This is a genomic window from Cardinium endosymbiont of Nabis limbatus, from assembly GCF_965196625.1.
In the GTDB taxonomy this organism is placed as follows: Bacteria; Bacteroidota; Bacteroidia; order Cytophagales; family Amoebophilaceae; genus Cardinium.
The window spans coordinates 994,993-1,010,470 of sequence record NZ_OZ239769.1; the positions used below are offsets into that span (position 1 = coordinate 994,993).

9 protein-coding genes are annotated in these 15,478 nt (G+C 38.3%); 6 read left to right on the forward strand and 3 right to left on the reverse strand.

Annotated features, from left to right (window positions below; all coding sequences use genetic code 11):
* Positions 1-508: 508 nt before the first annotated feature.
* From ACOALF_RS04510 to ACOALF_RS04520, 3 genes are all read left to right on the forward strand, one after another.
* Positions 509-2,278, forward strand: coding sequence for an AAA family ATPase (locus ACOALF_RS04510; protein WP_419241303.1), 1,770 nt, complete (start codon positions 509-511; stop codon positions 2,276-2,278).
* Positions 2,279-2,481: 203 nt separating this feature from the next.
* A complete protein-coding gene (locus ACOALF_RS04515) occupies positions 2,482-3,183 on the forward strand; it encodes an energy-coupling factor ABC transporter ATP-binding protein (protein WP_419241304.1) in 702 nt (233 codons plus the stop codon).
* Positions 3,170-3,826: an energy-coupling factor transporter transmembrane component T family protein gene (locus ACOALF_RS04520; RefSeq protein ID WP_419241305.1), complete on the forward strand. Its 657-nt coding sequence runs from the start codon at positions 3,170-3,172 to the stop codon at positions 3,824-3,826. The genes ACOALF_RS04515 and ACOALF_RS04520 overlap by 14 nt, the downstream gene beginning before the upstream one ends.
* A gap of 12 nt (positions 3,827-3,838) precedes the next feature.
* On the opposite strand, the gene ACOALF_RS04525 is transcribed toward ACOALF_RS04520, so the two are convergent.
* Both ACOALF_RS04525 and ileS read right to left on the reverse strand, forming a co-directional pair.
* Positions 3,839-5,026: an ankyrin repeat domain-containing protein gene (locus ACOALF_RS04525; protein ID WP_419241306.1), complete on the reverse strand. Its 1,188-nt coding sequence runs from the start codon at positions 5,024-5,026 to the stop codon at positions 3,839-3,841.
* A gap of 260 nt (positions 5,027-5,286) precedes the next feature.
* Entirely contained in the window at positions 5,287-8,580 is a 3,294-nt protein-coding gene (ileS, locus tag ACOALF_RS04530) for an isoleucine--tRNA ligase (RefSeq protein WP_419241307.1), read from the reverse strand.
* 236 nt (positions 8,581-8,816) lie between these two features.
* Between ileS and ACOALF_RS04535 the strand changes: the two genes are divergently transcribed.
* The 3 genes from ACOALF_RS04535 (at position 8,817) to pheS (ending at position 13,179) form a co-directional block, all read left to right on the forward strand.
* Complete coding sequence (locus ACOALF_RS04535) at positions 8,817-9,764, forward strand: acetyl-CoA carboxylase carboxyltransferase subunit alpha (RefSeq protein WP_419241308.1); 948 nt, start codon at positions 8,817-8,819, stop codon at positions 9,762-9,764.
* A 756-nt stretch (positions 9,765-10,520) separates the two neighbouring features.
* The gene (locus ACOALF_RS04540) at positions 10,521-12,146 is read left to right on the forward strand and encodes a hypothetical protein (protein WP_419241309.1); all 1,626 of its coding nucleotides are present in this window, start codon (positions 10,521-10,523) and stop codon (positions 12,144-12,146) included.
* A gap of 10 nt (positions 12,147-12,156) precedes the next feature.
* On the forward strand, positions 12,157-13,179 hold the full coding sequence (gene pheS, locus ACOALF_RS04545) for a phenylalanine--tRNA ligase subunit alpha (protein ID WP_419241310.1): 1,023 nt from the start codon (positions 12,157-12,159) through the stop codon (positions 13,177-13,179).
* A gap of 99 nt (positions 13,180-13,278) precedes the next feature.
* On the opposite strand, the gene ACOALF_RS04550 is transcribed toward pheS, so the two are convergent.
* Positions 13,279-15,477: an ankyrin repeat domain-containing protein gene (locus ACOALF_RS04550; RefSeq protein ID WP_419241311.1), complete on the reverse strand. Its 2,199-nt coding sequence runs from the start codon at positions 15,475-15,477 to the stop codon at positions 13,279-13,281.
* Position 15,478: the final 1 nt, after the last annotated feature.

The following is a 15,478-nucleotide window of genomic DNA, read 5'->3' on the forward strand; positions in this document are numbered from 1 at the left end:
TAGACAAGCTGACGGCCTTATTCCAGCTCTTTAATAAGATAACCTTATTAATATAAACGTATGACATGCCGTTTTTCTAATCCGCTGGACAAACGTTCGTCAGCAAACTACAAGCTTACTGAAGCGCCAAGTTTTTTTATCGGCGGCCATTAACACATTAAATTCACGCCATTGAAGCGAATGCAATTAATATAATTTTTATTTTATAATCAATAAAATATGGCATAAATATTGTCAGAAATGCATCTACATGCGTAATATGTTTCAACTAATTTTTATACATTCATGATTGGCTCCTTTGTTAGAGTTAACTTGGTGTTTTACCTTTTATTTTTTTCCAAATTGAAACCACAAAGGGGCTTTTTTAATCGATTATTACTGATTATCAAAATTAAAAAATAGGCTAGTCCAAAACGACTCACGTTAATAGCATAATTAGTATATATGTTATGACAACTATTGACAAGTTGGTATCAATAGACCAAATCATTTTAAATGTTGCTATAACATGATGAAAAAATTACCGATTGGAGTAAGTAACTTTCAAGAGTTAATACAAGGGGATTATCTTTTTTGTGATAAGACCGGTATGATTACTGAGTTCCTCAGTAAAGGAGATAAAGTTACTTTAATTGCCCGCCCTCGTCGATGGGGCAAGACACTCAATATGTCTATGTTGCACCATTTTTTTGCATCAGAGGTAAATGGACTCAGTACAGCAGGCTTATTCGATGATTTAGCCATTAGCAAAATAGATGGTGGTAACCACATTGCACAACATCAAGGTAAGTATCCTGTGATTATGCTAAGTTTTAAGGATGTTAATGCAAGTGATTTCCAAGGGGCGTACAATGCAGTCTATGAGTTGATTTTAAAGGTGTATAGTAGCTATACTTATTTATTCAATAGTGATAAAATTAATGAGCTACAGTTAGAGCAGTTGTATGTTATTCGAAAAAGACAAGCTAATCAACAACAGTTAGAATCTGCTTTAGAATTGCTTAGTCAATGTCTCTACCAACACCATGATCAGAAAGCATATATGCTCATAGATGAATACGATACCCCACTCAACAAAGCTTATGGTAATAAAGAATACTTAGACACTATGGTCGCATTTATGCGTAACCTATTTAGTGCTGCTTTAAAAGATAATGATGCATTAGCAAGGGGCGTTTTAACGGGCATATTGCGTGTGTCTAAGGACAGCATGCTTTCTGGATTGAATAACTTAGAAACCTATACCTTACTAGATGAAGAATATAGTCCCCATTTTGGATTTAGTGAAACGGAAGTTGCCGCTTTATTTAAAGAAAAAGGTCTTGACACTTCCATAGAAGAAGTAAGACATTGGTACAATGGGTATAAGGTAGGGAGCTTGGTTATGTATAATCCTTGGTCTATTATTGCTTGCATCAATAAAACGGGTCGCTTTGATGTCTATTGGGTAAATACGGGTAATAATGATTTAATTAAGCAGTTGATTGGCGCTTCTAATGATAACATCAAATCGAAATTTGAACAACTTATGCAAGGAGAGGCGTTAATGGTGCCTTTAGACAAACATCTTGCTTTTGACTTGTTAGATAGAGATGAAACTGCTTTATGGAGTTTACTTTTATTTGCTGGTTATTTAACCTTTCAAACAAGCAATATAAGTGCAGATAGTGATTTATATGATTGTACGGTTAAGGTGCCAAATGATGAAATACGTAGACTATACAATAGATTCTTTAAAGAATGGTTGAGTAGTAAGTTTATGGACCAAGGGGTGTATAACTCCTTTTTAGAACATTTAGTAGTTGGTGCAGTATCGATTTTTGTAGAAGCATTAAGCTTGTTTTTACGACAAAGTGCTAGTGCTTTTGATACACAATTTTCTAGAAAATCAGAAGGGTTTTACCACGGTTTTGTCTTAGGGATGTTGGCTAGTTTAGGTAGAACTCATTATGTAAAGTCTAATAGAGAAAGTGGATTAGGGCGTTATGATCTGTTATTAATCCCTAAAAAAGAAGGTTCAAAAGCAATTCTACTGGAGTTTAAACAGGTTCGGAAAGAAGAAGAACTGGAAAATTCAGCTAAAATTGCTTTACAGCAGATACAAACGCAAGCTTATCATACCGAACTATTGCAATACCCGCATGTTAAAGAAGTAGTGGAATGCGGTATTGCTTTTTCTGGAAAGTCGGTTTTAGCGGCTTACGCTACTTATGATTTGATCGATAAACAGTCTAGTGATATTATTTTAACGAATAGATATGGCCAGGAAGAGGATTAGTACCCATAGAGGCTGTTCCTATACGCTAGGCTGCTGGCCGCCAATAAAAAGTTTGTCGCGCAGTAAAAGCAAGGAAACGAACAAGCATTTGTCTAAATATTACAAGTTTACTGAAGTGCCAAGTTTTTTTATCGGCGGCCATTAGCAGTAGAGTATACGAACTTCTATATTGAATACTATTTCTTTAATCCCCCCGCCATGGTTTGAACAAGTACTATGATATGATTACAATAGAAAATGTAAGCGTTGCCTTTGAGGACTTTTATGCTTTAAAAAATATTAATCTAACCTTAGATGAAAAACGAATTGGTATTATAGGTTCAAACGGCAGTGGCAAAAGTACATTTGCTAGGCTGATCAACGGACTACAGCTTCCATCTGAAGGGAAAGTCGAAATTGATGGTTTAGCTACTTGTAAAAATGGCAAAGCCATTAGGCGTAAAGTAGGATTCATTTTTCAAAATCCTGATCATCAGATTATATTTCCAATAGTAGAAGAAGACATTGCCTTTGGTCTTAAAAATATTGGTTATAATAAAGCAGAGATTCATCAGAAGATTGATAGCCTACTGGCGGCCTATGGTGTAACGCATTTAAGATATAAAAAATCGCATCTGCTTAGTGGAGGTGAAAAACAGCTTTTAGCGATTTTATCTGTGCTCGTTATGGAGCCTACCTATATAGTATTTGATGAGCCAAGCACCTTTTTAGACCTGAAAAACAAAAGAAAAATACTTCAAGTGATGGAAAAGCTCAACCAAACCATTATAGTGGTTACACATGACTTAGACCTGCTGACCCATTTTGATCGGGTACTGCTTTTTGAACAAGGCAGCCTAGTAGCAAATGATATCCCTTCCGCCGCTATAAAAGCCTACCAAAAGCTGATATATGACCCATTGTAAATTCTGTAAACCCTTTTATAAGATAGCCCCTAAATGGAAGTTCATGCTGCTTATAGTAGTCAGCAGCCTCTCATTTATACTATATGATTGGCGCTTTTACCTAGCCAATTTGTCTATAACCTTTGCTGTAAGTTGCTTGATGGATATTGCCTACAACAGGCCACTTTCAAAAGCCATTTGTAATCAAAAATGGCCATTGGCCACCGCATTTCAAAAACAGGTTAAGCAATTTTTTGCGCCAATACGGTCTTCCTTTTACCTACTGGTTGTAATTTTTTCGGTGCATACCCTTTGGGGGAATTGGATAGATGGCATAAAGGTTACACTTAGATTTTGCAACATTATCCTATTCGCTACATGGGTCCTATGGACGACATCCCAATCAGATATCATTGAAGGATTAGCCTCTTTATTCAAACCATTATCCTATCTTGGGTTAAAGCCTGCTAAGGTTAGCATCGCTTTTGCACTAGCCATACGCTTTATACCACTTATTATTGATACCTTTAAGGAAGTAAAAACGGCTCAAAAAGCAAAAGGAATAGATAAAAATTTTATAGCCATACTGATTCCTTCCATTATAAAAACGATAAAAATGGCAGATGATATAGCAGAGGCTATAGAAGCACGATCCTGGGAGTAAGGAAGTTTTACGTTACTTATACTGTGTGCCAAACTCTTTATCAGTATGACCAGATTTATTAGGCTGTTTTTTCTTAGGAGAATCTGTACTTTTTTTCGGCTTACTTGAACCAAACCTTACACCTTCTACTATGTTCTCCAAGCTCTTAGCATATTCTGGTTTGAGTCTTTTTACGCTTTCGAGTTCTTGGATTTCATTTAAAATATTACCCCAATCTTCCGATTTTAGATAATCTTTTACAATATCTAAAACACACTTAAACATTTCAACATTATCATCAATTTTGTCTTCTTCTTCAGGGAAGACGCACTTTAAAAGTTTGTTCAAAAATGTGTCCCATGAAGCAGGTGGTTCTGAATAGGCTAGGGCAAATAGAGAAGGTGCTTTATCACCTTGCTTAACTAGAAGGCTATAAACTTTTTCAGGAGAAAGGTCTCTAATTTTTTTAAAAAGTACACGAAACGCATAATCATTATTATATAAAGCAGCTACATGCAACGGTTTCATACCGGATTTATCTTCTATGAGCAGAAGACCTGCTTTATCTTGATCAATCAATTTTTCTGCTAAGGTTTTCACTAATTCCCCAAACCCCTGCCGAACAGCTACATGAAGTGGCGTTTCACCTTTCTTTGGATCTCTAGTAGAGATATCTATCTCCTTACAACCTAACAAATATTTAGCTATTTTGCTTTGGCTCTTCTGGAGCGCTAGTAAAAATGAAGTCAACTGCTTACTAGCCTTATTCTTATCAATGAAACCTGTATCAATTAAACAACGAACTAAGTCCACCTTACCTCCCTTTATAGCTTCACCAAGTGGTGTCCATCCTGTTTTATCAACCGAGTTTGGAAACTGATTTCTATATTGGGCATCTTTTCCTTTGTCTATATCGTTCTTAATACGCTTCAAAACAATACCTAGCTTCTCAAGCTTATCAGATTCTACTGCATCACGTACCGCAACATGCAACCAAGTTGTTCCATCCTTTATGGAACCGATATTTCTACTGTCATCTATATCTTCACGTAACCGTTGAGGAGATTCAAACGAAGGAATTATTGATTTGCCTAGCTTAGTATTTGGATTACACAAACGAAACGATTGTAAAATAATCAATAAAAATAAAATTAGGCCGAACTGGCTCGACAGGTTACGCAATTTAGTAGATCTATTAGGTTTTATTAGAATCTTAGTCATGGTGTTAATTGCTTTATCTATGAAATTTCTAATAGGAACAAAACTACTTGCTGATACCTGATTCAGAAAAATAGTTCATTCCACCAAACTAGCTGCTTCGCTTTATCTATTTGTGCTTCTGCTTTTCTTGATTGTTATTATAATTATTAATCTAGAAATTAACTTAAAAAAAAGCAAATTTTTCCAAAAAAATTTACAGTTCTTTAGCATAGAAGCATCATCTTACTAAGGCATAGCCTATAGCGTGTATACCAATTGCCTTATTCCACTTTGGTGAGTCGAACCACTACCATTACCCCTTCTATATCGATTTCGGATCCTTCTAACTCAGGTACAAATTGCAGTTGTACTGCTTGGATTTCAGTACAAATATAATCCATATAGCGCTCAATAGATTGACGAATCAGTTTATGATCGTTTTGAATATCAATTATAATCTTATCTTGAATATCAAAGTTCAGGGTCTTACGCAACTGCTGAATGCGGTGCACCCATTCACGTGCCATCCCTTCTGCACGTAAGGCATCATCTAAGGTAGTATCTAGGGCAATGGTGAGGTCTCCCTCTGTGGCTACATACCAGCCGGGTATATCTTCTGTAACAATCAATATATCTGATAAGGTCAAGGAGATGGTTTCACCCTCCAAGTGCAACAGATGGGTATTGCCTCGTTCTAAAGCATAAATTTCAGCTGGGGTTAAAGCTACAATAGCCGCACCAAGTGATTTCATTTTAGCGCCATACCGTTTGCCTAAAAGAGGAAAGTTGGGTTTGGCTTTTTTCAGATTATGGATATCATCTAAATAATGGATTGCCTTTACGTTAATTTCTGTTTTAATCAGCGCTTCTAAACGAGACCACCCAGCTGAAGCAAAGAGACCTACAATCCGGATGCTAGGCAACGGTTGACGCACCTTAACTTTATGTTTCTTGCGCAAAGCATGTGCCAAAGAAACAATTTTTTGTACCTGACCCATCTCTGTTTCTAAGGTTGAATCTAAGGCTTCTGTAGCTACTACTGGAAAATCTGATAGATGTACAGAGTGATGCTTTTCTTTTTCAGTAACACCATTCAATGCCTGGTAAAGATAATCTGCATAAAAAGGAGCTATAGGTGCCATGAGCTTGGCAACGGTTATCAGACAATGATAGAGGGTTTGGTACGCGGCTTCTTTGTCGCTATCTTGGCTGTTTTTCCAAAACCTTTTTCTATTGAGCCGTACATACCAGTTGCTTAAATCATCTATTACAAAATCTTGTATCATTCTAGCTGCTACTGTGGGCTCATAGGCATCATAAGCTTCTGTTACAGCTTGAATAAGTGTATGAGAACGGGAGATAATCCACCTATCCGCCTCATTTAAAGCACTATAGGTCAGCAGATCTTTATTAAAATAGAACTGATCTAAATTGGCATAAAGGGCAAAAAAGTTATAGGTACTATGGAGGGTAACGAAAAACTTACGCGCTGCTTCCGCTACACCTGCTGGGTCAAACTTTAAATTATCCCAGGGATTGGCATTGCTCATCATATACCAACGTATCGCATCTGGACCATATTGGGCCAATAGCTCGGTAGGATCAAGCGTATTGCCAATGCTTTTAGACATCTTATTGCCATTTTTATCCAACACAAGCCCATTGACTACTACATTTTTAAAAGCCGGTATCTCAAAGAGTAATGTGGAAATAACATGTAAAGTAAAAAACCATCCTCTGGTTTGGTCTACCCCTTCTGCAATAAAATCAGCAGGAAAACCTTTTTCAAATATTTCTTGATTTTCAAATGGATAGTGCCATTGTGCACAGGGCATTGCACCGGAATCAAACCAAACATCTATCACAGCGCTTTCTCGATACATAGGCAATCCATCACTACTGACGAGTACGATGTCATCTACATAAGGGCGATGCAAATCGATATCTGCCGGTATCTGCTCTTTCATATAGCCAGCCAATACGGCTTGCTCTACTTCAAACATAAGCTCAGCTATAGAACTGATGCATTTTTCTTCTTTTTGATCAGCAGTACGCCATATAGGAAGCGGAATGCCCCAATAGCGTTCACGGCTTAGATTCCAATCTACTAGATTCTCTAGCCAATTGCCAAATCGCCCTTTCCCTACAGCAGCAGGCTTCCACTGAATGGTATCATTTAATTCAATTAACAACTCCTTATAAGTGGTTGTTTTAACAAACCAAGCATCTAATGGATAATAAAGAATGGGCTTATGGGTCCGCCAGCAATGTGGATAACTGTGTTCATATTTTTCTACCTTAAAGGCCTTATTTTCTTGCTTGAGTTTACCCACCAGTAGTAGATCTACAGAGGGTAAAGTAGCATCTATTTCATAGGCAGCTTTAACATAACGTCCCGCAAAATCAGTAATTTCTGATACAAAACGACCTTGCTTATCTACAATTGGAACCGATTCGCCTGCCGCATTGGTTACCATAATAGGGGCAATATTTTCTTTTTGGGCCACACGGTAATCATCCGCCCCAAAGGTAGGTGCAATATGGACAATACCGGTACCATCTGTAGTGGTTACAAAATCAGCTGCAATTATTTTAAAGGCATCCCCTTTAGGCTGTACATAAGGCAAAAGTTGTTCATAACGCAAGCCTACCAAATCTGCTCCTCTATAGCTGGCCACAACTTCCCAAGGCAAAGCAGTAGCATCAGATCTATGAACAGGCTGATCGCCATCAGCACCAACCTGTTTACCTGTAAAAAAGCGCTTCATGGCATCTTCTGCTAAGATCACATAGATAGGGAGACGGCTATAGGGATTAATAGTAGCCACTTTAACATACTGAATCGCAGCTCCTACGGCCAGTGCACTATTGGCAGGAAGGGTCCATGGGGTAGTCGTCCAGGCGAGAAAATATTCATTTGGTCTATCCAACCGCTTAAATTGTGCAACGACAGAAAGGTCTTTGACCAACTTATAGCAACCGGGCTGGTTGAGCTCGTGGGAACTTAGTCCTGTGCCAGCAGTAGGTGAATAAGGCTGTATCGCATAACCTTTATAGATCAGTTCTTTATTATAAAGTGCCTTGAGCAAATACCAAACAGACTCAATATAATCGCGTTCATAGGTGATATAGGGATTTTCGTTATCTTTCCAGTAGCCCAGCTGCCTATTGAGCGCTTCCCACGCGCTTTTATAGGCCATAACTGTTGCACGACATGCCTGATTGTAGTCGATGATGCTAATGGTTTTGCCAATATCCTCTTTGGTAATACCTAGTTTCTTTTCCACTTGAAGCTCCACCGGCAAACCATGGGTATCCCAACCGCTTTTACGGCGTACATAATACCCCTGCATGGTCTTATACCTCGTAAAAAGATCTTTAACCGTCATGGCTAAAATATGATGCACACCCGGTGCACCATTGGCTGAAGGAGGTCCTTCAAAAAAAACAAAAGGTGTACTGCCTTCACGCTGTTGCATAGAACATGCAAATGTTTTTTGTTTTTCCCAGAAAAGATCAATTTCTTTTGCAATGTCTAGCAAATTCAGCTGCACTTGCGTTGTGTACTTTTTCATCTATGCAGAGGTAGTTAAGCCTATCATGTAAAACACTATTAAGTTGCAATTTAGTGAAAAAACCCCTCCATACGCTAGGTTATCCTAAAAAAACACTAGATTTGTTGATGCAACAGCATAAATCTTAGCAAAAGCAGCTGGCCTATATGGCTGGTATCTGCCTTGTACGAAAAGATTTTTTTACTTTTTACTGAAAAGCAACAGACCCTTCCATAGAACTTAAAAAACCCTATTGTATGCTATTAGATTTTGAAAAACCAATTGTTAAGCTTGAAGAAAAGCTTGCTAAGATGCAAGAAGCTGCTAAAGCACAAAATGCACCAGCGCTTATGGCCTCGATTGCCAAATTAGCAAGTGACATAAAGGCATTACAAGAGCGCACCTTTCAAAATCTAACCAGATGGCAGCGGGTTCAGCTGGCCCGCCACCCAGATAGGCCCTATACACTTGACTACATCGAACAGATTACAGAAAATTTTATTGAATTGCATGGAGACCGTTTTGCAGGGGATGATAAAGCCATGGTGGGTGGGTTTGGTACAATAAATGGGCAAACCATCATGTGTATTGGTCATCAAAAAGGGAGGACGACTAAGGAACGACAAATGCGCAACTTTGGCATGGCGAACCCAGAGGGATATCGCAAAGCACTTCGTTTAATGCGTTTAGCAGAAAAATTTAACAAGCCGATTGTAACCTTTATAGATACACCAGGTGCCTACCCAGGGCTCGAAGCAGAAGAACGCGGCCAAGCAGAAGCAATTGCCAGCAATATTCAAGCTATGTTTGGGTTACGTGTTCCTATTATATCTATTGTGATTGGAGAGGGCGCATCAGGCGGTGCTTTAGGCATTGCCATAGGAGACTATGTACTGATGTTGGAACATACTTGGTATTCTGTTATTACACCTGAATCTTGTTCTTCTATCCTCTGGAAAAGTTGGGATTATAAAGAACAGGCAGCCGAAATGTTGCAAATAACTGCCAAAGACATGTCTAATTTTGGCCTAATAGACGGCATTATTCAAGAACCCATGGGGGGCGCACATAGAGACTTACCAGCCGCAGCGGTACTTATTAAAGAAAGTATTCTCAACCATTTAGAAAAGTTATCTCATAAATCTATTGATACCCTACTCCAAGAACGCATGAAGAAGTTCTGCGCAATGGGCAGAATAGGTTAAGCCTATGCATTCATGGCAATTATCTTTATCTCTATTTATGCGAGGATCTGCATCTTTTGGTGCATATATAGGCTTCATATCGAAATAATTAAAATTAACTATGGCATGTAGTAATGATGCTTCTTTATAACCATATGTACTTTATTGGTATATAGCTTAAGCAATTCTTTTACATCTGAAACATGTTTTAAGCACACTTCAAGTAGATCAGCCAAACCAAGAAGGGCTGAAAAGTATATAGGTGCTGCATTTAACCCTTCATCATGTTGTGTAATAGACTTATCTAATGTCAGATAAAAATATCACTCCCATTCCTTGCTTATCACGCAAGGTTTTCAAAAAATATAGAACATACTGGCTCATGACATTATTATTTACACGTAAATATTCTACTCAAGCTTGCAAGAAATATTTAATTTTACTTCTCTATGTATAAAATGCTTTAATTTTCAATATGGCATGAATTTTTAGAAAACTGTAAGCCTTGTATTATCCTTAATAAGGAAAAAGGTTATATTTATATAAGGCATATAAGGAATTTTTTATATTATGCTGACTGATAGCAAATTACCAGAAGATAAATATGTTCCTACTGTATCCGTATATATGTTATATTGCTATACCTGGAAACAGATTCATAAATTTAATGGCATAAAAAACGATCACCTTGTACTATTGCCAGATTAGTAAGCGCCACATGGTGCATCTTGATCAATAAGGTATTGATTGGGTATATTTGCTTTAAAAACCAGTAAAATGAAATACACTTGGCTACTTACCACTTCATTTTTTTGGATACCTATGGCGCTATGCCATGCAGAACCTAAATCAGGAGCAATAAAGGATGCGGAATTTGTAATTGAAAAGCAAAAAAAGAATAAAGTCAATCATGAACAAAGACTATTTTTTAAAGCCCCTGCTCGAACTACAAAACGCCTCAACAAGCCCTTAGCAAGCATAAAAGAGCTCATGCTAGAAGACGTGTCATTTCACCCTGAAGCTGAAATATACCTTCCCTTTCGTTTAGAAAAGGAAAAGCCTGATCTTTCATTTAACCACTATTGCAGGTTAGGTATCGGTTCATTGCTATTGCCTTATCTAGAGGTCTCATTAGACAACTGCCCCTTTGGAAAAACCATTTGGTTAGCCAACCTAGCTTTTGTTCCAGAGTTATGGAACAAAAAATCAAGGGAAACCTCGCTTTTTCTACAGGGCAGGTATGGAGTAGGGTTATGGCGCCTGCAGCCCAATTTACATTATCAACATAGTTGGTACAACTATAATGATGCAACAACCCATGCCTGTGGCATACATCAGGGTAAGATTAGTTTGTTGCTGCAACAAGCCAGTGCATCTTCCACTCAAGATGGGCAAGTAAGTTTAAACCTGCTTAAGTATCAGAATAAAAAAATAAACGAACAGCTATTGACATTGCAATATAAGTGGGTTAAGCAACTCGATAACTGGTCTTTAAAAGTAGCTAGCTACAATGATATAGCTGGGTATACAAACGATACAAACCAACAAACACGTTTTATTTTTTCCGTTGCCCCTAGCTGTTATTTACGTTTGTTTAAGTCGATGCAGCTGAAGACTGGCCTACGAATGGCTTATCATAATGATCCGATTCCTGGCAAAATACCTAATTTTGACCTTTACCCTATGGCCAAAATAGGCTGTGTGCTCACACCTTGGCTGACCCCTTATGTGGGCATAAAAGGCATGGGGGTAGGTGGTAGCGTAGTACCACTGCATCTACATGATGTAGTAGCCAAAAATCCTTTTATAGCTTCTAATTGGGAGCTATCTTATTATCATCAATACTTCAGTCTATATGGTGGCAGTAAAGGTATCCTTTCACCCCATCTCTCTTATCACCTACGTGTAGCCTATCGACAGCTTAAGCATCAACCTAAAATCGTCTCTGTTTCGGAAGATCAGGTTAAGCTGGCGTATAATCCAGGCGACGATTATGTATTAAAATCCACTGGATTAGTCAACTATAGTATACCTGATACCACATTCAGTACAACCATACAAGGAAGCTATTACCGATATTTCGACAATGGATCACGCCCTATCTGGTGGTACCATAAACCTGTATACAAATTAAAGCAAATGCTTGCCTATAGCCCCCATTCAAAAGTTTTACTAAAAGGTAATCTGCATCTATATGGTCCAACCATTGTAAAAGATATAACGGGTGCTACTACTGAACGCGAAAGGATTATAAATCTCTCTTTAGACATCGATTATTTTATCTCTAAAAGATTTACAGTATTTTTAATGGTTGATAACCTGCTAAATCGAAAACATATTTCTTACACCGGTTATCCTGATAAAAAAATCAACTTTACAGGTGGCCTACAATATAGATGGTAATTTATAGATTATGATAGATCACATTGCCCAACTCCGGGAAAAAATTGAAAGTGCCATTATTCAGGACAAATCAACCTTAGAAAGCTTTCGGCGCGATTTTATCAGCAAAAAAGGTAGTATTGCGTGCCTATTTGAGGCCTTCAAGCAACTCCCTACTGAAGCAAAAAAAGCAATCGGTCCAGCGTTAAATGGTTTAAAAAGCCAAGCAGAAAAGAAGTTTAAAAGCGCAGCAAGCGCACTAGAAGCAGCAACAAAACCATCTACACAGCCACCAGTAGATGTGACCCTTCCAGCTTTTGGTACCCCTATGGGTAGCCTACATCCCTTGACCATTGTGCAAAACAAGATTATTTCCATATTTCAGCGCATTGGTTTTAACCTTGCAGAGGGACCAGAAATTGTAGGAGACTGGCATAACTTTACTGCATTAAACTTCCCTGAAAACCATCCTGCACGTGATATGCAGGATACATTCTTTCTGCAGCGTGATCCAGATCAGTTGTTGCGCACGCATACCACTTCTGTACAGATTTCAACCTGTGCTGCCCAAAGCCCCCCTATTCGATCTATTGCGGTAGGGCGTGTCTTTAGAAATGAGGCAATCTCTACACGGTCGCATTGTTTTTTTCACCAAGTGGATGGGTTCTATATTCACACAGATGTCACTTTTAGTGACCTAAAAGGTACGATTTATCATTTTGTGGAATCAATGTTTGGCCAAGAGACCAAACTGCGTTTTAGGGCCTCTTATTTCCCCTTTACAGAGCTAAGTGCAGAGGTAGATATAAACTGTAGGTTGTGTCAAGGAAAAGGCTGTACGGTTTGTAAGTACTCAGGTTGGGTGGAAATATTGGGTGCAGGTATGATTGATCCCAATGTTTTAACCAATTGTCATATCGATCCTGAACAATACAGTGGTTTTGCTTTTGGAATGGGCATAGAACGGATAGCGATGCTCCTCTATCAAATTGATGACCTACGGTTGTTTTCTGAAAATCATCTTGCTTTTTTACGTCAATTTACAGCTTGCTAGAAGTAGTGCGTTTAGACAATGGTATCAGCTTTGTCCAAGGATAGGTTTTGGCCTGTTTTAAGACAAAGCAGCCATACAGCTAAATGGGTATAAAAAATATTATTTTTCTTGATGCTCGAAATAAGCATTTAACAATTGATAACATTTTATATATCCATTCTGTAACGCCAAATAAGCAGGTGTTTTATTAAATTTATTTTTCTTTGATAAAGCACCTGCTCTTATGAGTTCTTGCACCACTTTAATATGACCATTTTGAGCAGCAAGGTGCAAAGGAGTATTCTTATACTGGTCTAATACATTAATTTTTGCTTTTGCACCTAGCATAGCCCTTACAGAGACCTCACAGCCATTTTGAGCAGCAGTGTGCAAAAGCGTTTCTTCATTCTTTTTTTTAATATTGACCTTTGCACCATACCGTATAAGCAATAAAACACAATCGGCATGTCCATGTTTGACTGCAGCATATAACGGAGTCTCATTAAATTGATTGGCCATATCTAGTTTAGGTTTGCTTTTAACAACCTTATCCAAGAGGGGTTGACCTTCAACTTTGCTTTTGAGTTTTTTAGTTATAGCATGCTCATTCTGATCAGCTTCAATCAATGCCTCTACACAATCCAAATGGCCATTAGCAGCTGCTAAATAAAGAGGAGTTTCTTTAGCCCGATTGTAGACCCTAACCCTTCCACCTGCTTGTATCAATTCTTTTAAACAGGCTAAGTACCCTCTTTTGGCCACTACATGCATAGCCGTAGCACCTGATTTTTTTGGAGCATTTACTTTAGATTTTGCTTTGATCAGTGCTTGCAACGCAACCAAATCCCCTGTTTTTCCAGCTATATGTAGGGGGATTACACCCCACTGATTCGCTATATTTACTAGTGCACCAGCTTGTATAAGTTCTAAACTAGCCTCTATATTTTTACATGCAACAGATAAATGAAGGGGGGTATTTTTAAACCTATCGACAATAGAAAGCTTAGCACCAGCTTCTAAAAGTACTTTCAAGCATTTTATATTGGAACTGTTAGTAGCCATATGCAATGGTGTAAATCCTATATGGGTTGTTGCATGGGGGTTTGCACCAGCTTTTAGTAATTTATCTAGGCAAACATCATGTCCATAGAAAGCAGCTAGGTGAAGAGGGGTTTTATTATGAAAATCTTGTACATTTATAGCTGCCCCTGCTTCAATAAGCTGCGCCACACAACTACTATGACCTGATCGAGCAGCCCAGTGTAAAGGTGTGCGCTGCTTTTCACCTATTAGGTGTACATATGTTTCATGGGTGCTTATCAACGCTTTTAAACAATCGGCTCTACCATACATGGCTGCTACATGTAAAGGCGTATTTTGTTCTTTATTGCGAACAGATGGATTTATACCTGCCTGTAACAATAGCTTTAAACAATCCAAATGGCCCCCTAAAGCTGCAGCATGTAAAGGTGTATTGAGGCCTTCTACGGCATGGACATCTGCTTTATGATCTAACAGTGCCTTTAAAACGCCCAGTTTTCCATATTGAGCGGCTAAATAAAGAGGGGAAATACCATTAGGCGTAATAACATTTACCTTAGCCTCGTTATTGATTAATAATTGTATAGACGCCACATTGCCACCTTGTGCAGCAACATGCAGAGGAGTTAACTTATGCTGATGGGTAAATACCTGCACCTTTGCACCTGCTTTTATTAAAGCTTGAACAGATAAAAATGAACCTGATAAAGCAGCATAGTGTAAAGGCGCGAAACCATCTTTATCAAATCCATTTACATTGAGCCCTCTTTGAATCAAATAGTTCATGCATGCAGCTTGACCAGATGCTGCAGCGACATGGAGGGATGTTCTACCTTGGGAATCAGCACACCGAACATTGGCGCCAACTGCAATCAGCTCCTTAATAATGGCTAGGTGGCCATTTTGAGCAGCAAAATAAAGAGGGGATCTTCCTAGATAATCTACTATATCTACCTGAGCTCCTGCATTAATAAGTTCTTGTACACAAGGCAAATTACCTCTGGCAGCGGCAATATGTAATGCACTAATTTTATTTTTGTCTAATACCTGTACATTTTTACCAGCAGCAATTAAAGAACGAATATGGGCGACATCCCGCTTAGCAGCTGCTTGGTGCACCTCTAAAGGCGATATATGCTTGTCTAGAGGCACCGATTTAGGTATGGTAACCTGATCAAGTGGCGCTGCTGCTTGCTTACTATTGCCATACATAGGATATGTAGAATGGATATATACCCCAATACAAACTACAGATAGTAGAATTTTTTTATTAAACATA

What these genes read in the sequence shown, in the direction of transcription:
- ACOALF_RS04510 (WP_419241303.1), top strand. Translation starts at nt 509, where the DNA reads ATGATGAAAAAATTACCGATTGGAGTAAGTAACTTTCAAGAGTTAATA.
- ACOALF_RS04540 (WP_419241309.1), top strand. Translation starts at nt 10,521, where the DNA reads ATGAAATACACTTGGCTACTTACCACTTCATTTTTTTGGATACCTATG.
- ileS (WP_419241307.1), bottom strand. Translation starts at nt 8,580, where the DNA reads ATGAAAAAGTACACAACGCAAGTGCAGCTGAATTTGCTAGACATTGCA.
- ACOALF_RS04535 (WP_419241308.1), top strand. Translation starts at nt 8,817, where the DNA reads ATGCTATTAGATTTTGAAAAACCAATTGTTAAGCTTGAAGAAAAGCTT.
- ACOALF_RS04525 (WP_419241306.1), bottom strand. Translation starts at nt 5,026, where the DNA reads ATGACTAAGATTCTAATAAAACCTAATAGATCTACTAAATTGCGTAAC.
- pheS (WP_419241310.1), top strand. Translation starts at nt 12,157, where the DNA reads ATGATAGATCACATTGCCCAACTCCGGGAAAAAATTGAAAGTGCCATT.
- ACOALF_RS04520 (WP_419241305.1), top strand. Translation starts at nt 3,170, where the DNA reads ATGACCCATTGTAAATTCTGTAAACCCTTTTATAAGATAGCCCCTAAA.
- ACOALF_RS04550 (WP_419241311.1), bottom strand. Translation starts at nt 15,477, where the DNA reads ATGTTTAATAAAAAAATTCTACTATCTGTAGTTTGTATTGGGGTATAT.